This window comes from Roseibium sp. AWQ4_290 (assembly GCF_056160985.1).
Window position 1 is genome coordinate 320119 of record NZ_JBSWYG010000002.1, and the last position, 20490, is coordinate 340608.

Here is a 20490-nt window from a genome sequence, read left to right on the forward strand (position 1 = left end):
GCATCTGGGAGAAACCAGACATGTATGAAACAACCTATCACCGCGCCGGTTCGGTTTCTGAGGCAGCCGATCTGCTGACCAAGGCCGATGACGGTAAATTTCTCGGCGGTGGGCAGACGCTCCTGCCGACCATGAAACAGCGCCTTGCTGCGCCGACCGATCTGGTCGATTTGACCCGCATTGCCGAGATGAAGGGCATTTCCGAGGCGGGTGGTATGCTCACCATTGGCGGGGCAACCACCCATGCGGAGGTTGCGTCTTCCAGCGTCGTCCGCGACAAGTTGCCGAGCCTTGCCGGGCTTGCGGGCGGCATTGGCGACCCGGCGGTGCGCCATATGGGTACGATCGGCGGCTCCATTGCTAACAATGATCCGGCAGCGGATTATCCGGCCGCACTGGTCGCTCTTGGTGCCACGGTGAAAACCAGCAAACGGGATTTGTCCGCAGAAACGTTTTTTTCCGGTATGTTCGATACTGCCCTCGAGGAGGACGAGATCGTCGTCTCCGTCTCCTTCCCTCTCATTGAAAAGGGCGCATACGCGAAATACCCGAATCCGGCATCGCGCTACGCCATGGCGGGCGTTTATGTGGCCAAACATCTGGATGGCACGGTCCGGGTCGCGGTGACCGGTGCCGGGGACGATGGTGTGTTCCGGGTGGACAGTATGGAAGCGGCGCTGTCTGCCAGTTGGTCACCGGATGCGGTGGCTGGCATTCAGGTGGATGCGGGTGGTCTGTTGAGCGACATCCACGGCTCGGCAGCCTATCGGGCGAATCTGGTTACCGTGATGGCCAAGCGGGCAGTTGCCGCCGCAGGCTGACCGAGTTCTCCACAATCGTCATAATTTTGATAGCCCGGCTTGCTAAAAGCCGGGCTTCTTCGTTTTTCTGGGTGAAACATTGAAAAACTTACAGAAATTTGTACCTAGCGGAGCTTTTAGAGGCAGGTGAGCTGAAGTCTTGGTGCTATATCCGGTTCTTTGGGGAAGGACTGGTTTGACAAATGGGTTTTGGAAAAATTGAATCCCAAAATCTAAAGGCGGGCAATCTAGACTAAAAAGCACACAAGCTTTCAGTTTCGTTGACTTATGGTGAGCGCGTCTTTGCGCCTGGGTCAATGAATGGTGGGATAGAGGTAATTATGGCTGGAGCACATCAACGGGCTGCCGGTGGTGCGATGAGCGCGCGGGACAATCCTGTGTCTATCGCGTTCCGACCGATCAAAACGGCCTTCTGGGGCGTTGCGGTGGTCAGTTTTGTCATCAACATCTTGATGCTGACCGGCCCTGTGTTCATGCTCCAGGTCTATGATCGGGTGCTGGCCAGCGGATCGGTTCCGACACTGGTCGTGATTGGCGCCCTGGCGATGGTGCTCTACGTGTTCTATGGCATTTTGGAGGGCCTCAGAGGCCGGATCCTGTCGCGCCTGGGACAAAGGGTCGATGCCAGACTGTCCAGCCTTGTCTACAAGATCTCAACCAGCCTGCCGGTCCGGCTGGGACGCAATGCCTCCCGTTTGCGTCCGGTTCAGGATCTGGACACGATCCGGCAGTTCCTCTCCGGCCCCGGACCTGCGGCAATTTTCGACATTCCGTGGTTGCCGCTCTATCTCGGAATCGTGTTTCTGTTCCATCCGCTTCTGGGCGCTGTTGGTCTTGCCGGAGCGGTGATCATTTCGATCCTGATTGGCCTCAATGAAATGATGTCCCGGGAGCCGACCGAGGATGCCGCCGGACAGTCAGGCAAGCGCAACGCGGCCGTTGAGAGCGGTCAGCGCAATTCCGAGGTGGTTGCGGCCATGGGCATGCAGCCGACCCTGACCGCCCGCTGGGACGCCCAGAACCAGGAATATCTGGCCACCCAGCGCCGTGCGTCGGACAGGACCAGCGCCTTCGGCACGGCGATCAAAACGATCCGGTTTGTTCTCCAGTCGGCAATTCTGGCGGTTGGTGCCTGGCTGGCGATCAAGCAGGAAATCTCCCCCGGTGTCATGATTGCTTCCTCGATCATGACGTCTCGGGCGCTTGCTCCCATTGAACAGGCGGTGGCCCAGTGGCGCGGCTTTGTCGCGAGCCGTCAGGCGCTGCGCCGCCTGAAAGAGGTGCTGCAGGTGGCAGAGACGGACGAAGATGTCATGGACCTGCCGCTACCGGTCAAGGGCATCACCATGGAGCAGGTATTCTGCGGCCCGTTTGGCGAGAAAATGCCTTATGTGCAAAATATCAGCCTTGAACTTGCGGCCGGGGATGGGCTTGGAGTGATCGGCCCGTCCGGGTCCGGAAAGTCCACATTTGCCCGGGCCCTTGTCGGCGTCACACCCGCGCTCAAAGGGGTGATCCGCTTTGATGGCGCTGAGCTGAGCCAGTGGGAAAGCTCTAAACGGGGCGAATTTATCGGCTATCTGCCACAGGATCTGCAATTGTTTGATGGCACCATTGCCGAAAACATAGCCCGCTTCCGGGAAGATGCGGCTCCGGAAAAGGTTATTGAAGCCGCCAAGCTGGCCGATGTGCATGACATGATCGTGGCGCTGCCAGAGGGCTACAATACGGTGATCGGCCGCAGTGGCCGGTCCCTGTCCGCGGGCCAGCGCCAGCGGCTTGCCCTTGCCAGAGCGCTTTACAACAATCCGTTTCTGGTGGTTCTGGACGAACCGAATTCCAACCTGGATGCGATCGGCGAAAGCGCGCTTACCAATGCGATCAAGGCTATGCGGGAGAAGGGGTCTATTGTTGTCGTGATTGCCCATCGGCCGAGCGCGATTGCGACCGTGGATAAAATTCTCTGTCTGAAGGACGGCAAGATGGCGGGCTTTGGGCCTAAGGAAGATGTGCTCAAACAGGTTGTTCAACCGGTCCAGCCAATGCGGCAAGGTGTTGGGAGCGTCGTGCGATGACGAAGAACAAGTCTCAGGACGGCAGCGCCCCGGCAAATGCCGCAGACGAAGCCCTCAGCAAAACGGTTCGCGGCCATTTGCTGTTTGCCCTTTTCGTAACCGGCTTTGTGGTGATCGGGATCGGCGGCTGGGCGACTTTCATGGAAATTTCCGGTGCGGTTGTCTCATCCGGGACGGTGGTTGTGGAAAGCAGCACCAAGCATGTGCAGCACCGCGAAGGCGGCATCGTGAAGGAAATCCGGGTCAAGGATGGCGATCAGGTGAGGGCAGGCGATCTTCTGATCAGCCTGGATGACACGGTTACCCGGGCGAACCTCTCCGTGATCACCAAACAGTTGCGGGAACTCAGCGCTCAGGAATTGCGCCTTGAGGCGGAGCGGGATGATCTCCCGGCAATTTCCTGGCCTCAGGAGCGGATTGCAGCCCTTGGCGACGTTGAGCGCGGCCAGCAATTGTTGCTGGAAGCCCGGAGGAAATCCAAGGAAGGCCGCAAGAACCAGCTGGAGGAACAGGTTCGCCAGTTCAACAAACAGGCGGACGGGCTTGAAGCCCAGGTTTCGGCCAAGGAAACGGAAATCGAGTTGATCCGGGAAGAACTTGCCGATCTCGACAATCTTCTGACCAAGCAGCTGGTGTCCAAGAGCCGGGTGACGGCGCTGCGCCGTGAATCTGCTCGCCTTGAAGGGGAATATGGCGATCTGATCGCGCAGATCGCCCGCACCAAGGAAGCGATCAGCGAACGTCACATCCAGATTTTGCAAATTGAGGAATCCTACCGCGCTGAAGTTCTGGAACAGCTGCAGGAAGCCAGGTCGCGGGTCGCCCAGCTTGAGGAACAGAAAATTGCCGCAGAAGACGAGCTGACCCGCGTCGACATCGTCGCGCCGCGCAACGGCTATGTCCACCAGTTGTCCGTCCATACGATTGGCGGGGTCGTCTCTCCGGGAGAAACGGTGATGCAGATTGTTCCGGAGGAAGATCAGCTGATCATCGAAGCGCAGGTCCAGCCGGTCGACATCGATCAGCTTGCGCCGGGGCAGGAAGCCCGGGTCCGGTTCCCAAGTTTTGACCAGCGCACGACACCGGAATTGAAAGCCCAGCTCTTGACCGTTTCGGCTGACCTTAACCAGGATGAGCGGACCGGTCTGAGCTACTACACGGCCAAACTGGTGATCAAGGACCACGAACTGGAAAAACTTGGCTCGCAGACGCTGGTGCCGGGCATGCCGGTGGAAACCTTTCTCCAGACCGGGGACCGCACCATCTTGAGCTATCTGGTCAAACCGGTCATGGACCAGATCGCCCACGCCATGCGCGAGCGCTAACAGTGCGCCTTTTCGTTGTCCCGGATCCTCTGCTCCTGCTCCCTTTATGCCCTCCTCAAATGCATGTTGTGAGCTGAGTGCATGGAATCGGATTCGTCTTCCATATCAGGAAGTCTGAGGTTTCAAGGCAAGAGACACGCCAGTTTGAATTCATGTGGACGCGGCATGCGCTAAAGACCTAGGATGGGCACGTCGGTGCCCGCTTCCTCTGCCGGGGCGTGGGGCGGGCGGATGATCAGGGCGCCCGAGCGGGCAAGAAGCGCCAGCATGGAGCTGTCCTGCTTGTCAAATGGGGTGGCGATCAGCTGGCCATCCGGGGTCCGGTTAAGCGTAGCCCGCACATAGTCCTGGCGGCGGTCATTTTCCGGCAGCGGAGCGCCAAGACGGGCGGTTTGTGCATCTGGTTCTCTCGCAGGATATCCGAGCATCTGGCGGATCAGAGGTTTCAGGAACAGCAGGCTGCAGACAAGGCTGGAGACCGGATTCCCGGGGAGGCCAAGCACTTTGGTCTGGCCCAGATGTCCGGCCATCAGGGGTTTGCCGGGCCGCATCGCAATGCGCCAGAATGCCAGATCCATGCCTTCCTGCCCAAGAACCTCCTGAACCAGATCATGATCACCCACGGATGCGCCGCCAAGTGTGACCAGAATGTCAGCCTGTTGATCCAGAGCCTGCCGCACATGGGTGGCAAGGGCTACAGGATTATCCGGCGAGATGCCAAGATCGAGCGGTGCCCCGCCGCAATCCTCCACCAGGGCGGCGACACCGGCATGGTTGGACGCGATGATCTGGTCTGGCCCCGGTTCGGTGCCCGGTCTCACCAGCTCGTCGCCGGTAGCCAGAATGGCAATCTTCGGTTTGCGCACCACAGGCAGTGAGGGATGGTTCATCGCCGCAGCCAGTGCCAAATGCCGGTAGGAGAGAGTGAGCGGGGCTCGGAGCAAAACCTCGTCTTTTGAAAAATCCAGGCCCGCCGGGCGGATAAAGGCGCCCTTGGCCGGCATGTCCAGAACCGCAATAGCATCGCCAGTGCGGTCGGCATTTTCCTGGATGAGGATCGTGTCGGCTCCTTCGGGAACGGGGGCTCCGGTGAAAATACGCACGGTTTCGCCGGGCCTGATTGACCCGTTGAAGCTATGCCCGGCAGGGGCTTCGCCTATGACGCTAAGCCGTGTGCCCGCGCCTTTCAGGTCATCATGGCGGATCGCATAGCCATCCATGGCCGAGGCGGCAAAAGGCGGTTGGGTGCGGGTGGAGGTGAGGTCCGCAGCCAGTGTGCGGCCATTGGCGTCTTCCAGGGAAACCTGTTCACTTCGAAGGCGCTCGACCCCTGACAACAGCTTTTCCAGCGCTTCGGCCACCGGCATCAGGCCCATCAGGTGCCTCCTTCGCTGCCGTCTTGTTCCAGGGTCCAGTGACCCGACTTGCCTCCGGCTTTTTCCACCAGACGGATGTTGCCGATCACCATGCCCCGGTCCACTGCCTTGGCCATGTCATAAATGGTCAGACAGGCGAGGGAACAGGCCGTGAGCGCTTCCATTTCCACGCCGGTCTGGCCACTCACCTTCGTGGTGGCCGTCACAACAAGGCCAGGCAGGCTGTCATCGGGATCAATCTCGATGGAGACCTTTGAAAGCATCAGCGGATGGCAGAGCGGGATCAGCTCATGGGTTTTTTTGGCGGCCATGATGCCTGCCAGCCTTGCGGTTCCGATTACGTCGCCCTTTTTGGCGTTTCCGGAGCGGATAAGCTCCAGGGTCTCCAGCCGCATGGTCACGGTGCCTGTGGCAACGGCAATCCTGTGCGTGACGTCTTTGCCCGAGACATCGACCATATGGGCAGCCCCGGTCTCATCAATATGGGTGAGGGTCTTGTCCCTGTCAGGCATAGCGGCTCCGGTTCAGTCCGGTTTGGCGGGCGCGTGGCGCGTCAGCAAGCGGCGGGTTGCTTCTGCCACATCTTCCTGGCGCATCAGGCTTTCGCCGATCAGGAAGGTGGATATGCCCACGTTGCCCATCCGGGCAAGATCGTCCGGAGTAAAGAGGCCGGATTCGCCGACAACTATCCGGTCCCGAGGCACAAGGGGCGCCAGATCTTCACTGGTCTCAAGACGGGTTTCAAAAGTCTTGAGGTTCCGGTTGTTGATGCCGATCAGCTTGGAGGACAGGTTCAGCGCCCGGTCCAGTTCTTCCCGGTTATGGACTTCCAGAAGCACGTCCATGCCGAGGCCGAAGGCTGTCTGCTCCAGATCGGCTGCTGTTGCATCATTGACGGCTGCCAGAATGATCAGGATGCAATCTCCGCCCCAGGCCCGGGCCTCATAGACCTGATAGGGCTCATAGAGGAAATCCTTGCGCAAGGCGGGCAGGCTGACAGCCTCCCGTGCGGTGGTGAGAAAGTCCGGGCTCCCCTGAAAGGAGGGGGTGTCGGTCAGCACCGACAGGCAGGCAGCCCCGCCTGCCTCATAGGCTTTGGCAAGGGCAGGCGGGTCGAAATCCGCCCGGATCAGGCCCTTGGACGGGCTGGCCTTCTTGATTTCCGCAATCAGGGCATAGCCGCCTGCGCGGTGTTTGGCTTCCAGCGCTGCGTGAAATCCACGCGGGGCCGGAACGTCTTCAATCCGTGCCTTCAGATCTGCGAGGGGGGTCCGGCTCTTTGCCGCGGCGATCTCTTCACGCTTATAGGCTTCGATTTTTTGGAGAATGTCGGCCATGTCACTATCCGTTTGAGGCGTCAACCAGCAGCTCAAGCGTGCTGGCGGCATCGCCATTGTCGATACTGGCCGCAGCCATCTCGACGCCGTCTTTCAGGTTTGTGACCTTGTCTGCCACCAGAAGCGAGGCGGCTGCATTGAACAGCACGATATCCCGATAGGCATTTTTGGCACCGGCCAGCACTTCGCGAAGCGCCTTAGCGTTTTCTGCCGGCAGCCCACCCTTCAGCTCTTCGCCTCTGGACAGGGGCAGCCCAGCATCTGCAGGCGAGATCTCGAAGGACCGGACGGTGCCTTTTTTCAGCTCTGTGACATAGGTCGGACCGGTCGTTGTGATTTCGTCCATTCCGTCGGACCCGTGTACGACCCATGCCTTGTCGGACCCGAGTTCCTTCAGAGACTGAGCGACCGGTACAACCCATTTCCGAGCGAAGACGCCGACCATCTGCCGTTTGACACCTGCCGGATTGGACAGGGGCCCCAGAAGATTGAAAATTGTCCGGGTTCCAAGCTCCATGCGCGTCGGGCCCACATGTTTCATGGCCGCGTGATGCAGCGGGGCAAACATGAAGCCGATCCCGGCCTTTTGCAGGCAATCAGTGATCTTGTCCGGACCAATGTCAATATTGATGCCCAGTTCGGCCAGCGCTTCGGCAGAGCCGGATTTGGAGGACAGGGACCGGTTTCCATGTTTGGCAACGGGCTGGCCGCATCCGGCCACCACCAGCGCGGTGCAGGTCGAAATATTGTAGCTGCCGGAATTGTCGCCGCCAGTGCCCACGATATCGATGGCATTGTCCGGGGCGGTCACTTTCAGCATCTTGGAGCGCATGGTGGCCACAGCGCCGGTGACTTCGGCAATGCTTTCGCCGCGCACCCGCAAGGCCATCAGGAAACCGCCAAGCTGGGACGGGGTCGCCGATCCGGACAGGATCACCTCAAAGGCCACCTTGGCCTCTTCCAGAGACAGCGCCCGACCATCGGCAACCTTGGCCAGAATGTCCTTGAATGGGGTCATGCTGTTAATCCCACCTGCCTCGGCATCAGTTCTGTGCCAGTCCGATGATCTGGGAAATGCCAGCCTGATTGATTTCAACGCCGGCGGCGTCTTCCTGGTCGGTGATGAACTGGCCAATCAGGGAATCGCGCATTTGGTCGGAAAGCTGCGTGTCCAGTACGGTCATTTCAGGGGCTGACGGGTTAAAGTCAGGACGGGAAATATCAGAGACGGTCAAAACGATGCGTTTGGCGCCGTCCGCCGATGTGGCAAGTGCGTTGGTTCCTGCCGGACCGCTGAACACAGCGGCCAGAGCGTCGGCTCCGAAGTCAGCATTCGGACGGTTCCGCATCAGTTCCTGGGCCGTCAGGACCTCAAGACCGGCATCGGTGGCAACGGTTGCCATCGGGCTGCCGCTTTCCAGTTTGGTCAGGAGGTCGGTTGCCTTATCCCCAAGCCGCTTGGTGAGTTCTTCGGCCTTCCAGGCGGCAATGACGTCGTCGCGAACCTCGTCGAGTGCGCGCTCGCGTGAGGGGATCACCTTTTCAACTTCATACCAGAGAAAGCCCTGATCGCCCATTTGCAGGACGTCGTTTTCAATGCCTACATCGCTGTCGAAGGTTCCCGCGACAAGGCCCTCGGCCTTCGGCAGATCCGCCCCGGTGCCGTCTTCCAGCTTTCCGTCTTTGTCGAAGGGAGCGACCGTTATGACTTTCAGATCGAAGCGTTGGCCGATTTCGTCCAGCAAGGCACCGCCGGCCCGGGCATCTTCAATCTCATCCATAAGATCGAGGATTTCCCGTTCGGCCTGTTCTCTTGCCAGTTCCTGAACAATCTGGTCCTTGACTTCTTCAAATGGCTTGGTGCTTTCGGGCAGAATTTCCTCAACATTCAAGATGACGGTTGAGAATTTGCCGTCCACAGCGCCGCTGGACGCGCCTGCGTCCAGGCCAAAAGCCGTGTCGCCCAGCTTTTCGTCCAGGAAGTCGGTCTTGCTCATGACGCCGAGATTGACGTCATTGTTGGTCAGATTGCGTTCCTTCATCAGATCGTCAAAGGTCTTGCCATCCTGAAGTTCGGTGGCGGCCTTCTCAGCCTCATCCTTTGACGGGAAGGACATTTGCCGGATTTTGCGCCGTTCGGGCTGGTGAAAGTCATTGGCCCTTTGCTCATATTCGGCGCGGGCGTCGGCTTCTTCGATATCCTGCGGACGCGCTAGTGTGTCCGGTGTCAATTCAATGTACTTCATTTCCCGGTATTCGTGGGCCCGGAAGCTGTCTTTCTTGCCGTCATAATAGGCGGTCAGAACATCGGCAGACGGATCTTCAATGGGACCGATCGTGTCGGCGGTGACCATAAGATAGTCCACACTGCGGGCTTCGGACTGATATTCGTTGAGCACTTTCAGGTAGGTTTCCGGCGCGCTGAGGTCGCCAGCAAGTCCCTGCACGAGCTGGTTTCTCTCAGCCACCCGGCGCCGTTGAATGACATAGGCATCCTCCTGGTAGCTGTTATTGCGCAGAACCTGTTCCAGACGGTTGCGGTCATAGCGGCCATTAAGGCCCTTGAAGGCCGGATCGGCCTGAATGATTTTGGCCAGCCTGGCATCGGATACACCCAGTTTCAGCTCCTGGGCTGTGTTGTTCAGCGCCGCCTCGGCGATCAGGCGGCCAAGGGCCTGCTGGGGCACCCCAAGGGCGGCGCCTTCCTGATTGGTGAGCGGGCGGCCGAATTGCTGCGCGAGCCGGTTAAGGTCCTGCCGGTAGGTGCGCTCGAAATCCAAAAGGGTAACTTCTGTGTCCCCGACCTTAGCCGCCGTATTTTGGCCAAAACCCTGTAGAAAATCCGTAACACCCCAGATGGCGAAGCTGAAAATGAGCAACGCGATAAACAGTTTGGCAATCCAGGTGCCAGCGCCCTTGCGCAGCGCGTCAAGCATGACGACTTCCTTTATATTTTTCTTTCATACAGCCGATTTTCGCAACTGGCCGGTGGACCTTCCGAAACCGGAGCGGGCGGATCATAGTGAGGAGGGGCCTCCGCTGCAAGGCGGCCCTTGATAAAGTTCGGCTGAGCAACGGATTTCCCGGCTGACCGGCGATTGCAACACACCGCCGCATCTGCTCTAAGGCAGGCACTGATGATCCATCTGCGGGAGTTGAGACCTTATGACCACCAGAATCAAACCGCTTGTCTCAGGAAACTGGAAGATGAACGGGCTAAAAGCCAGTCAGGATGAGTTCAGGAAAATGCAGGCCGGTTTGAACGAGGCTCTTGCTGAGAAGGTGGAGACGATGATCTGTGCTCCGGCCACGCTTGTGGCAGGTCTTGCGGAGCTGGCGGGCAAGGGCGCGCTGCAAGTCGGCGGGCAGGATTGCCACGCGGCCGCCTCTGGTGCCCATACCGGAGACGTGTCGGCCGAGATGCTCAAAGATGCAGGGGCTTCTGCCGTGATTGTTGGCCACTCGGAGCGGCGCTCGGACCACGGGGAAAGCGATGCGGCTGTGAAAGCCAAGGCGGAAGCAGCCTGGCGCGCCGGTCTTGTCGCCATCATCTGCGTTGGGGAAACGGAGGCCGAACGCAAGGCAGGCCGGGCGGTTGAGATTGTCGATGGTCAGCTTGCCGGGTCGGTTCCGGACGGGGCAACGGCCAGGAACACGGTCATTGCCTATGAGCCTGTCTGGGCCATCGGGACGGGCCTGACCCCGACCGTGCAGGACGTGGCAGAGATGCACGGTGCGATGCGGGACGTCTTGAGCCGCCGTTTTGCTGCGGAAGGCGCGGCAATGCGGCTTCTTTACGGTGGGTCGGTCAAGCCTGGCAACGCGGCTGAGTTGATGGCTGTTGCCAATGTGGACGGGGCTCTTGTGGGCGGTGCAAGCCTCAAGGCTGATGATTTTCTCGGTATCTTGAGCGCATATAGCTGAAGATGACGGGGATGCGGGGCTTGAAGCTTCTGTGATCAAGGCGCAATTGAAGGGTGGAAAGCTGACGGCGTCTGGTGTAGAAGGCCGCCAAACCTGAATTCAATACAGAATGGTATTCGATGGAAACCGTAGTCATCGTTATCCACCTCATGGTCGTTCTGGCCCTGGTGCTTGTTGTCCTCCTGCAGCGCTCCGAAGGCGGTGCGCTTGGTATTGGCGGCGGGGGCGGAGGCGGTGGCCTGATGTCCAGCCGCGGCACGGCCAATGTTCTGACCCGGGCGACCGCCATTCTTGCAGTGGCTTTCTTCGCGACGTCTCTGGCTCTCAGCCTGATCGCAAAAAACGCTGAACGCCCGGGCTCGGTTCTCGATGCGCTTCCGGCCGCTTCTGAAGAAGCGCCTGCACCGGCGGACGGCGCTGCAAATGGCGGCAACGGCGGCATCCTCGATTCTCTGAAACAGCAGAGCGAAGAGCCTTCCGGCCCGCAGGTTCCCGCCGCTCAGTAACGCGGCGTCGGCAGCCTGCCGGTCCTTTCACCTGACATATGCCCTGCGGCTTCCCTCGCAGGGCATTTTTATGTGTTAAGAACGCAACTCCCGAGTGGCCAAATAGCGCTCGGCAAGGATATGGTATTGGTCCATGGCGCGATATATTTTCATCACTGGCGGCGTGGTCTCCTCGCTTGGAAAAGGTCTTGCTTCTGCGGCACTGGGCGCATTGCTCCAGGCGCGTGGCTACAAGGTGCGCTTGCGCAAGCTTGACCCTTATCTTAACGTAGATCCGGGCACCATGAGCCCTTATCAGCACGGCGAGTGTTTTGTCACCGATGATGGTGCGGAGACCGACCTTGATCTGGGGCACTACGAGCGGTTCACGGGACGTCCGGCGAACCAGCAGGACAACATCACCACCGGCCGCATCTACCAGGACATCATCGCCAAGGAGCGGCGCGGTGACTATCTGGGTGGAACCGTTCAGGTCATCCCCCATGTGACGGATGCGATCAAGAACTTCGTCCTGACCGGCAATGAAGACTATGACTTTGTGCTGGTGGAAATCGGCGGCACCGTTGGCGACATTGAAGGTCTGCCCTTCTTTGAGGCTATACGCCAGCTTGGCAATGATCTGCCGCGCGGCGATGCGGTTTATGTGCATCTGACACTGATGCCCTATATCCCGAGCGCCGGCGAGATGAAAACCAAGCCGACCCAGCATTCGGTGAAGGAACTGCGCTCCATCGGCATTCAGCCGGACATTTTGATGATCCGCTGCGACCGGCCGATTCCCGAAACGGAAAAGCGCAAACTCTCGCTCTTCTGCAACGTGCGTGAAAGTGCTGTCATTCCCGCTTATGATGTCAAATCCATCTATGATGTGCCGATTGCCTATCACGAGGAAGGCCTGGATGATGAGGTGCTGGCGGCTTTTGGCCTGAAAGGCGCGCCGGCTCCGGTTCTTGACCGCTGGGAGGGCATTTCCGAAGCTGTGGCCAACCCGGAAGGCGAGGTCAAGATCGCCATTGTCGGCAAATACACGGTGCTGAAAGACGCCTACAAATCCTTGATCGAAGCCCTGGTCCATGGCGGTATCGCTAATCGGGTGAAGGTCAATCTGGAGTGGATCGAATCGGAGATCTTCGAAAAGGAAGATCCAAGTCCCTATCTTGAAGGTGTGCACGGCATTCTGGTACCGGGCGGCTTTGGCGAGCGGGGGGCGGAAGGCAAGATTGCCGCCGCGCATTTTGCCCGGACCCGCAACATCCCTTATTTCGGTATCTGTTTCGGAATGCAGATGGCGGTTCTGGAAGCTGCCCGCAATCTGGCGGGTATTTCTGACGCCAATTCCACCGAATTCGGCCCCGCCAAGGAGCCGGTTGTGGGCCTCATGACCGAGTGGACGAAGGGCAATGACAAGGAACTGCGCGCTGCTGATGGTGATCTGGGCGGCACCATGCGTCTTGGTGCTTATCCGGCGGCCCTGAAACCGGGCTCCCAGATTGCAGATATCTATGGCACGACGCATGTTTCGGAGCGGCACCGGCACCGCTATGAGGTCAATATCGGCTATCGGGAGCAGCTGGAAGCCTGCGGCCTGATTTTTGCGGGCACCTCTCCCGATGGGGTTCTGCCGGAAACGGTCGAAATCGAGGGCCATCCCTGGTTCATCGGGGTGCAGTATCATCCGGAGCTGAAATCCCGCCCGTTCGAGCCGCATCCGCTCTTTGCCTCTTTCGTGGGCGCTGCCCTGCAGCAGAGCCGGATGGTCTGACCGGTCCCGCCTGACACCTTTGCGCGTGGCTTTGGTTTTGGCGGAATTCGGAACACTTTTGCAAAGGAATGGCCATGGCGCGCGGTCTGGATCATCTTGTTGTTGCCGTCAATGATCTGGACGCGGCGGGGCAGGCCTATGAGGCTCTCGGGTTTACGGTGACGCCTGAAAACCGCCACCCCTGGGGTACGGCCAACCGGCTGGTGCAGCTCGACGGCTTTTTCCTTGAATTCCTCAGTGTGGCCGAGCCGGACAAGATCCCGGCCCCCCAAGGCAGCGAGTTTTCGTTTGGCGCCTTCAACCGGGATTTTCTGCGCAAGCGGGAAGGGGCTAGCATGCTGGTTCTGGAAAGCGCGGGCGCGGCCGGAGACCGGCAGGCTTTTGAAGCGGCCGGACTGACGTTGTTCGACCCGTTTTCCTTTGAAAGGGTGGCCAATCTGCCCGACGGCAGTACGGCAAAGGTCGCCTTTGACCTGACACTGCTCCAGGATCCGGCGAGTCCGGGACTCGGCTATTTCACCTGTGACAACCGCTATCCGGAAAATTTCTGGAAACCGGCCTTTCAAGCACATGCAAATGGGGCTCACAGTGTGCTGGCCGTGCACATGGCCGCAAACAATCCAGCTGCGCATGCGCCGTTTCTAAAAGCCTTTTCAGGCGGGTCTGTAGTTGAAAGTGCGCAGGAAACGCTTGTTGTGCCAACACCGCGCGGGCAGATTCTCGTGCACACACAGGCTGCCTATAACGACCTGACCGGAAAGGCAGCGGCGTCTGTCGGGACTGGAGATCTGCCGGTGATTGCCGCTGTGGAGATTGCCTCTTCAAAAGTTTCGGCCCCACACATTACGGCCGCTGATGCGCTGTTCGGGTTGACCGTAATTCTGGTCCCGGCAACCTGTGACCGGAACCGTTCGCACGTGTTTGAATGCGGTGACACACAACGCGGCGTTTAAGATTGAAGACGTAGCGTTAATTTTCTAGCTGCTGCGGCAATTGGCATTTAGAATTCTCTTGTTGAATGCGCCAGTCCTTTTATAGTGAACGCCAAAACATGCGCGTGCCCATGCGGGCCGACAGCGGAGTTCACGAATGGTTTTCCAGCGTTTTGCCTGTGTCCCAAGCCGAGCCACCCTTGCGGTTGCAGCAGCAAGTCTTCTTGCGGCCTGTTCGGATGAGTCGAAGACTGCCCAGGCCCCGGCAGCCCCACCGCCTTCCGTGACCGTTGCCAAGGTTACCTCAGAGGACGTTCGCCAGAGCGAAACATTTGTCGGGCAGATTGCGGCTGTGGATCAGGTAGACCTTGTCGCCCGTGTCAGTGGTTTCCTGGAGAAAAAGGCCGTGCCTGACGGGTCGTTCGTGAAGAAAGACGAGCTGCTCTTCACCATCGAAAAAGCGGAATATGAAGCGCAACTCACCAATGCCAAGGCGGATCTTGCCAGTGCCAAGGCAGATGAGGCCCTCAAGGCGGCGGATGAGAAGCGCGACAAGGACTTGGTGGAAAAGGGGCACGTATCGGAAGCAGCTTACGAATCGACGCTGGCACAGCTTCAGCAGGCCCAAGCCTCGGTCGAGGCGGCCCAGGCCTCGCTCCAGCAGGCGGAACTCAACCTCAGCTACACGGATATTTCTGCACCGTTTCCAGGCCAGATCGGCAAGAGCACCTACAGTGTGGGAGAAGTGGTCGGACCGTCGACTGAGTCATTGGCCAAGCTGATCCGTCTTGCGCCGGTCTATGTGAATTTCTCGGTGAGCGAGGCGCAGTATCTGAATGCGGTGAAAACCCACCATATCAACCCTGCCGACCTCACACCGGATCAGGCGCCCGCCATAAGTCTCATTCTGCCCAATGGCCAGAAATATGGTGAGACCGGCAAGATCGTCTATATCGACAACAAGGTGGATTCGACCACCGGAACCATCTCGTTCCGGGGGCAGTTTGAAAACAAGGATGTGCGGCTTCTGTCCGGGACATATGTGACTGTAGTTCTGGAAGCCCCCAAGAGCGAGACGGCTCTGGTGGTGCCGCAGGCCGCGATCCAGCGGGATCAGCAGGGGGCGTTTGCCCTTGCGGTGTCAGACGACAAGAAAGTCACCCAGAAATATGTTGAACTGGGCCAGCAGGTCGGCACGAATTTTGTCGTCACCAAGGGGTTGGAAGAAGGCGAAGAAGTCATCACCGAAGGGCTTCAGAAAGTCCGCCCGGGAGTTGAGGTTGAGCCCGTCCTTGCTTCGAAGCCGGCGGAGCAGAGCTAAATGTTTTCACGCTTTTTTATCTACCGGCCGAAATTCGCGCTGGTGATTTCCATTGTCATTACAATTGCTGGTGTTCTGGGATATGTATCCCTGCCGGTTGAACAGTTTCCCAACATCACGCCGCCGGTGGTCAATGTGTCGGCCACGTATACCGGAGCGAATGCGGAGGTGCTGGAAGAGACCGTTGCTGCGCCGATTGAGGCGCAGGTCAACGGTGTGGACGACATGCTCTACATGCAGTCGACCAGCAATGATAGCGGCAGCTATTCGCTGAACGTGACCTTTGCGGTCGGAACCGATCCCGATATTGCAACGGTGAACACCCAAAACCGGGTGTCCCAGGCCACCAGCCAGTTGCCGAGCGAGGTGACCGCGAATGGGGTGACCGTTCAAAAAGCCAGCACGAATATGCTGCTGGTGGTCACACTTTATTCGCCCAACGGCACCTACGACCCGGTGTTTCTGTCCAACTACGCGTCGATCAACCTGAAGGACGCGCTTGCGCGTGTTCCCGGTGTTGGCCGTGCGGATGTAATGACCGATTTCGCCTATGGCATGCGGATCTGGTTGGATCCGGACCGGCTTGCCAGCCTAAACATGACGCCGAGCGATTTCATATCCGCAGTGCAGGATCAGAATATCCAGGTGGCGGCAGGTCAGATTGGCGCGCCGCCTGTTCCGGAAGGTCAGCAGTTTCAGTACACCATCAAGGCCAAGGGGCGCTTGTCGACCCCGGAAGAATTCGAGAAAATCGTTCTGCGCACCGGTGACGACGGTGCAGTGGTGACGATTGGCGATGTGGCGCGGGTGGAATTGGGCGCCCAGTTATACAATGCGTCCGGAGAATTCAACGGCAAGCCGTCCACGGTCCTTGCGATCTACCAGGCACCAGGCGCAAATGCGCTGGATGTGTCTGAAAATGTGCTGAAGCGCATGCAAAATCTGGCCAATGATTTTCCCGAAGACATGGCCTATGGGGTTCCTTTCAACACGACGGACTTTGTTCAGGCCTCGCTCGATGATGTGATCACCACTTTGTTCCTGACCTTCCTGCTGGTGGTCTCTGTGGTGTTCATCTTTCTGGGCAACTGGCGCGCAACGATCATTCCGACCGTGGCCATTCCGGTATCGCTGATCGGCACCTTTGCTGTGTTGTTGGCTCTTGGCATGTCGCTCAATACGATTTCGCTGTTTGCTCTGGTGCTGGCCATCGGCATCGTGGTGGATGATGCCATTGTCGTGGTGGAGAATGTGGAGCGTATCATCGCAGATGAGGGGCTGGCGCCCAAGGAGGCTACCGAAAAGGCGATGATGCAGATCACCAGTCCGGTGATTGCGACCACGCTTGTGCTGCTGGCCGTATTCGTGCCCACGATCTTCATGCCTGGAATCACCGGTCGGCTTTATTCCCAGTTTGCGGTCACCATTTCGGTCTCCGTGGTGATCTCCTCGATCAACGCCCTGACCTTGTCACCGGCACTCTGCGGCCTGATCCTGAAGGCCCGGTCCGGTCCGCCGAGGGGTATTATGGGGCTGTTCGACAAGGGCATTACCGGGGTGCGCAACGGCTATACCGCAATTATCCGCCGCTTGGTGCGGGTGGCTTTTGTGGGGCTGGTCGTGGTCGGCGGTGCCGTTGCAGTCATCCTGACCCTGTTCACGTCATTGCCGCAGGGCTTTCTGCCCTCGGAGGATCAGGGCTACCTGATGGTTGATGTGCAGCTTCCCGACGGGGCTTCCCTGCAGCGCACGGAAGAGGTGACCAAACGGGTGGTGGAGTTGACCCAGGCAACGCCTGGGGTGGAGAATGTCGTGATCGTCAACGGCTTCTCCATTTTGAACGGTGCGACCTCGTCCAACGCGGCTCTAGTGATTGCCACCATGAAGAACTGGTCGGAGCGTCAGGAGCCAGGCCTCAGGATCAATGCGATCCTGGGCAAGTTCTGGGCTGATTTCTCCACCATTCCGGGCGCCAATATTATTGCCTTCAACCCGCCGCCCATTCCAGGGCTCGGCACGACCGGTGGTGTCCAGATGATGCTGCAACAGACCGGTGGCGGCACGCCGCAGGATCTGGCATCTGCGGTGGGCTCCATGGTCTATTCGGCCAACCAGAGCCCGGAAATCTCTCGGGCCTATTCAACCTTCCGGGCCAATGTGCCCCAGGTCTTTGTCGATCTGGACCGGGAGAAAGCCAAGACGCTCGGGATTGATGTCTCCAATGTCTTCACCACATTGCAGGCCTATCTAGGGTCCTATTACATTAACGATTTCAATATTTTCGGCCGGGTCTACAAGGTGATGATCCAGGCCGAGGGTCAGTTCCGTGACCGGGTTGAGGATATCGGCCGTCTCTATGTACGCTCGACAGATGGAACCATGGTGCCTCTGCGCACTATCGTGACGACGGAGAACGTGCTCGGACCGCAGATCCTGACCCGATACAATCTGTTCCGCGCAGCCGCCGTCATGGCGGATCCGACCCCGGGGGCCTCCACAGGCGTTGTCATCAACGAGGTGGAGACAGCGGCCAAGGACGCGCTGCCGCCTGGCTATTCCTATGAATGGACGGGAACGGCCCAGCAGCAGCTGGATTCCGGGCAGGTCGTGCTCTTTATCCTGCTGTTGTCGGTGCTCTTCACCTATCTGTTCCTGGTGGCGCAATATGAGAGCTGGACCATGCCCGTGGCGATCCTGATGTCGGTTACGTTTGCGCTGATGGGGGCGCTGGTGGCGGTTCTGGTGACCGGCGGAGACGTGAATCTCTATACGCAGATCGGGATGATCATGCTGATCGGAATGGGGGCGAAGAACGCGATTCTGATCGTGGAATTCGCCATGGAGCAGCGGGATGGCGGCAAGAGCATCGTTGAAGCGGCCACCGAAGCGGCCCATCTGCGCTTTCGGGCTGTGATGATGACGGCCTTGTCATTCCTTCTCGGCGTCGTGCCGCTTATGACAGCCTCCAGCGCGGGGGCTGCCAGCCAGAAGGCGATCGGCTTTGCGGTGTTTGGCGGGATGCTGTTTGCGACCGTGATCGGCGTTCTGATGATCCCAATCCTCTATGTTTGCCTTCAATATATGCGCGAGAAGGTCAAAGGCTTCTTTGGTGCTGACACCACGGCCGGGCGGGGTGCTCCCGCCAGTTAGGCCGTGTCGCCTTCATATGGTTTTGATCCGTTTTGTCTGTTGCGTGGCATCTTTGATATCAGGCCGCGACAGTCAAACCCAAAGAAACGCGATGCGCTCAGGACGGCATACCGGACACTTGCGCGCATTGGTTTCTTTGAGCGCACCGCCATGCGTTTAAGCGTATTCCAATCCGGCCGCACCTGCCCGCCGTAGACGATAGGCATTATGTCAGGAGGCGGTATGATTTCGGTCTATTACGACGGCAAGTGCGGGCTGTGTTCCCGCGAAATTGGCTATTTCAAAAAGAGACCTTCAAAACAAGCGATCGTCTGGCATGACATTGCCAGTGACCCGTCGGCGCTTGCTGGAACCGGTCTCTGCCAGGCGGATGCCTTGTTATATCTGCGTGTGCGGGATGGTGCCGGAGATCTCAAGACAGGTGTTGATGCCTTTATCGTGCTCTGGAGCCAGTTCGCCGGCTGGTCCGTTCTGGCAAGGCTTGTGTCCCTGCCGGGCACCTACAGTTTCACAAGTTGGCTCTATCGCCACTTCGCCCACCGCCGCTTCAACCGGTATCCCCATTGCCGTGTCAGCATGGGAACAGAGGAGAGCACCGGGCGGATGTGAAGAGCGTTCGGAGGTCAGCGTCACAGCAGTATTGCAAGGTTTCGGACGCTATGTACAAGTGGCCGGAAAAGCGGGGATCGAAAAGGACAAGGAAAACGGTCCCATTCATTCAACCAATGAAGCAAATTCTTTGAAAAGGAGCTTTAAAACCTGTCCGGAACTTTGGTGAGCCGACAGGGGTTCGAACCCTGGACCTACTGATTAAAAGTCAGTTGCTCTACCAGCTGAGCTATCGGCTCTCACCAATTTCCGGAGCAATGCGGTGCTGATTTGATGGCGCCGCCGCGTTGGTGGCGTGTGTTTATGACGACACCGGGGACATTGCAAGAGGCAAAATTCATTTTTTCAACAGCCCTGCGGAAAACTGACAGGAATTGGCAAAATGGTCTGCTGAAGCGGGCCTTCTGATCCCGGCGCATCTTTCAAACCCTGTTTATCGACCGTTTAAGGGCAAAGTGTTGTTTTAAGGTGACGAACCACGCCCAAAGAAGTGTTCAGCGGGCCGTATTTGCTTTTAAGGCTGGACGTTTAGAGCGAGGGCCTGATATATGTGCGGAGGTTTGAATATAATGAATATTGTCTACTGAACGGCAGTTCAGGTTAGGCAGAAGTAATAGAAATACCTATATTTCTAAATTAAATATTCATTGCATTGAAAATAATGGTTATTCTACTGGAAAAACTGTCAGGTGGCGCGGTTTTGATTTGTGATGTAAGTTTATTGTGGACGAGCGAGGTTACATGCAAACAACAACAATTGACACACAGACGAACTCTGTTGAGTTCGATTTCGTGAAAGGGCACATCGCCGCGACGATGACGCTCATTCACGCCCTGATTGAACAAGGCGTTATTGACCGCGACCGGCTTGATACGTTTTTTGAAGGTTTCATTGGAGATTTGCCCCATAGCCGGGAAACTCTTGGCTTGCGTTTGATTATCGACCAATGGCGTCAGGGATTGCGGGATGGTAAACCCGAAGAAGAACTGTCCGGGATGCTTTTTGAAGTGATCCGGGGAGGGCGGACGAACTAGATTTGCCCCTAACCCGTGGCCCTGGGGTGGGGGCCTGGGTTTTTTGAAAGAGACATTTGTCGAAGGGTCAGGCGCTTTGGCGCCTTTTTTGATTCTAGCGCTTCGTTTTGATCTGTTTTTCCGCCAATGTGAGGCCCTTGGACAGGGGGAATTATACCAACCTCAATAGATAGAAACCCATCTGATGGCGCTGGTCCGGATTGGCTGGCAAGGCGCGTTGCGCAGGACGGCCTTTATGGCCGTTCAAGCGGCGCAACGCAGTCCGGCGGGCCGGAGCAGGCCACCGAGGCCGTGTTTGAGGACTGTTCAGCTGCGTC

General features: G+C 58.2%; 16 protein-coding genes and 1 tRNA gene. 11 read left to right on the forward strand and 6 right to left on the reverse strand.

What is annotated here, in order from left to right:
* Positions 1-20 precede the first annotated feature (20 nt).
* From ACXAH0_RS03660 to ACXAH0_RS03670, 3 genes are all read left to right on the forward strand, one after another.
* Complete coding sequence (locus tag ACXAH0_RS03660; RefSeq protein WP_475189168.1) at positions 21-821, forward strand: FAD binding domain-containing protein; 801 nt, start codon at positions 21-23, stop codon at positions 819-821.
* Positions 822-1141: 320 nt separating this feature from the next.
* On the forward strand, positions 1142-2896 hold the full coding sequence (locus ACXAH0_RS03665; protein ID WP_475189170.1) for a type I secretion system permease/ATPase: 1755 nt from the start codon (positions 1142-1144) through the stop codon (positions 2894-2896).
* Positions 2893-4221 carry an HlyD family type I secretion periplasmic adaptor subunit gene (locus tag ACXAH0_RS03670; protein ID WP_475182339.1) on the forward strand — a complete coding sequence of 443 codons (1329 nt, stop codon included), beginning with the start codon at positions 2893-2895 and terminating at the stop codon, positions 4219-4221. Before ACXAH0_RS03665 ends, ACXAH0_RS03670 begins: the two co-directional genes overlap by 4 nt.
* Before the next feature lie 170 nt (positions 4222-4391).
* Here the strand turns inward: ACXAH0_RS03670 and ACXAH0_RS03675 are convergent, their stop codons facing one another.
* From ACXAH0_RS03675 to ACXAH0_RS03695, 5 genes are read right to left on the reverse strand one after another with little or no spacing between them, the layout of a single operon-like run.
* Positions 4392-5597, reverse strand: coding sequence for a molybdopterin molybdotransferase MoeA (locus tag ACXAH0_RS03675; protein WP_475189172.1), 1206 nt, complete (start codon positions 5595-5597; stop codon positions 4392-4394).
* Entirely contained in the window at positions 5597-6109 is a 513-nt protein-coding gene (gene moaC / locus ACXAH0_RS03680) for a cyclic pyranopterin monophosphate synthase MoaC (RefSeq protein WP_475189174.1), read from the reverse strand. The genes ACXAH0_RS03675 and moaC overlap by 1 nt, the downstream gene beginning before the upstream one ends.
* Before the next feature lie 12 nt (positions 6110-6121).
* A complete protein-coding gene (trpC, locus tag ACXAH0_RS03685; RefSeq protein ID WP_475189176.1) occupies positions 6122-6934 on the reverse strand; it encodes an indole-3-glycerol phosphate synthase TrpC in 813 nt (270 codons plus the stop codon).
* A gap of 4 nt (positions 6935-6938) precedes the next feature.
* Positions 6939-7952: an anthranilate phosphoribosyltransferase gene (trpD, locus tag ACXAH0_RS03690; protein WP_475189179.1), complete on the reverse strand. Its 1014-nt coding sequence runs from the start codon at positions 7950-7952 to the stop codon at positions 6939-6941.
* A gap of 25 nt (positions 7953-7977) precedes the next feature.
* Positions 7978-9870, reverse strand: a complete 1893-nt coding sequence (locus ACXAH0_RS03695) for a SurA N-terminal domain-containing protein (protein WP_475189182.1) — start codon at positions 9868-9870, stop codon at positions 7978-7980.
* A gap of 229 nt (positions 9871-10099) precedes the next feature.
* On the opposite strand from ACXAH0_RS03695, the gene tpiA reads away from it, so the two are divergent.
* The 7 genes from tpiA (at position 10100) to ACXAH0_RS03730 (ending at position 19138) form a co-directional block, all read left to right on the forward strand.
* A complete protein-coding gene (tpiA, locus tag ACXAH0_RS03700) occupies positions 10100-10858 on the forward strand; it encodes a triose-phosphate isomerase (protein ID WP_475189186.1) in 759 nt (252 codons plus the stop codon).
* A 119-nt stretch (positions 10859-10977) separates the two neighbouring features.
* On the forward strand, positions 10978-11364 hold the full coding sequence (gene secG / locus ACXAH0_RS03705; RefSeq protein ID WP_475182366.1) for a preprotein translocase subunit SecG: 387 nt from the start codon (positions 10978-10980) through the stop codon (positions 11362-11364).
* Positions 11365-11497: 133 nt separating this feature from the next.
* Positions 11498-13126 (forward strand): CTP synthase, encoded by a 1629-nt coding sequence (locus ACXAH0_RS03710; protein WP_475182369.1) that lies wholly within the window; start codon positions 11498-11500, stop codon positions 13124-13126.
* 74 nt (positions 13127-13200) lie between these two features.
* The gene (locus tag ACXAH0_RS03715; protein WP_475189189.1) at positions 13201-14079 is read left to right on the forward strand and encodes a VOC family protein; all 879 of its coding nucleotides are present in this window, start codon (positions 13201-13203) and stop codon (positions 14077-14079) included.
* Between the two features lie 136 nt (positions 14080-14215).
* A complete protein-coding gene (locus ACXAH0_RS03720; protein WP_475189192.1) occupies positions 14216-15379 on the forward strand; it encodes an efflux RND transporter periplasmic adaptor subunit in 1164 nt (387 codons plus the stop codon).
* Entirely contained in the window at positions 15380-18529 is a 3150-nt protein-coding gene (locus ACXAH0_RS03725; RefSeq protein ID WP_475189194.1) for an efflux RND transporter permease subunit, read from the forward strand.
* Positions 18530-18751: 222 nt separating this feature from the next.
* Positions 18752-19138: a thiol-disulfide oxidoreductase DCC family protein gene (locus ACXAH0_RS03730; protein ID WP_475189197.1), complete on the forward strand. Its 387-nt coding sequence runs from the start codon at positions 18752-18754 to the stop codon at positions 19136-19138.
* Between the two features lie 163 nt (positions 19139-19301).
* Here the strand turns inward: ACXAH0_RS03730 and ACXAH0_RS03735 are convergent.
* Positions 19302-19377 (reverse strand) — tRNA-Lys (locus tag ACXAH0_RS03735).
* 502 nt (positions 19378-19879) lie between these two features.
* Here ACXAH0_RS03735 and ACXAH0_RS03740 point away from each other — a divergent pair.
* Positions 19880-20173 carry a hypothetical protein gene (locus ACXAH0_RS03740; protein WP_475182385.1) on the forward strand — a complete coding sequence of 98 codons (294 nt, stop codon included), beginning with the start codon at positions 19880-19882 and terminating at the stop codon, positions 20171-20173.
* Positions 20174-20490 lie beyond the last annotated feature (317 nt).

Bases quoted from the DNA above. Each gene is read 5' to 3' on its own strand.
- ACXAH0_RS03660 (WP_475189168.1), top strand. From the start codon at position 21: ATGTATGAAACAACCTATCACCGCGCCGGTTCGGTTTCTGAGGCAGCC.
- ACXAH0_RS03665 (WP_475189170.1), top strand. From the start codon at position 1,142: ATGGCTGGAGCACATCAACGGGCTGCCGGTGGTGCGATGAGCGCGCGG.
- ACXAH0_RS03670 (WP_475182339.1), top strand. From the start codon at position 2,893: ATGACGAAGAACAAGTCTCAGGACGGCAGCGCCCCGGCAAATGCCGCA.
- ACXAH0_RS03675 (WP_475189172.1), bottom strand. From the start codon at position 5,597: ATGGGCCTGATGCCGGTGGCCGAAGCGCTGGAAAAGCTGTTGTCAGGG.
- moaC (WP_475189174.1), bottom strand. From the start codon at position 6,109: ATGCCTGACAGGGACAAGACCCTCACCCATATTGATGAGACCGGGGCT.
- trpC (WP_475189176.1), bottom strand. From the start codon at position 6,934: ATGGCCGACATTCTCCAAAAAATCGAAGCCTATAAGCGTGAAGAGATC.
- trpD (WP_475189179.1), bottom strand. From the start codon at position 7,952: ATGACCCCATTCAAGGACATTCTGGCCAAGGTTGCCGATGGTCGGGCG.
- ACXAH0_RS03695 (WP_475189182.1), bottom strand. From the start codon at position 9,870: ATGCTTGACGCGCTGCGCAAGGGCGCTGGCACCTGGATTGCCAAACTG.
- tpiA (WP_475189186.1), top strand. From the start codon at position 10,100: ATGACCACCAGAATCAAACCGCTTGTCTCAGGAAACTGGAAGATGAAC.
- secG (WP_475182366.1), top strand. From the start codon at position 10,978: ATGGAAACCGTAGTCATCGTTATCCACCTCATGGTCGTTCTGGCCCTG.
- ACXAH0_RS03710 (WP_475182369.1), top strand. From the start codon at position 11,498: ATGGCGCGATATATTTTCATCACTGGCGGCGTGGTCTCCTCGCTTGGA.
- ACXAH0_RS03715 (WP_475189189.1), top strand. From the start codon at position 13,201: ATGGCGCGCGGTCTGGATCATCTTGTTGTTGCCGTCAATGATCTGGAC.
- ACXAH0_RS03720 (WP_475189192.1), top strand. From the start codon at position 14,216: ATGGTTTTCCAGCGTTTTGCCTGTGTCCCAAGCCGAGCCACCCTTGCG.
- ACXAH0_RS03725 (WP_475189194.1), top strand. From the start codon at position 15,380: ATGTTTTCACGCTTTTTTATCTACCGGCCGAAATTCGCGCTGGTGATT.
- ACXAH0_RS03730 (WP_475189197.1), top strand. From the start codon at position 18,752: ATGATTTCGGTCTATTACGACGGCAAGTGCGGGCTGTGTTCCCGCGAA.
- ACXAH0_RS03740 (WP_475182385.1), top strand. From the start codon at position 19,880: ATGCAAACAACAACAATTGACACACAGACGAACTCTGTTGAGTTCGAT.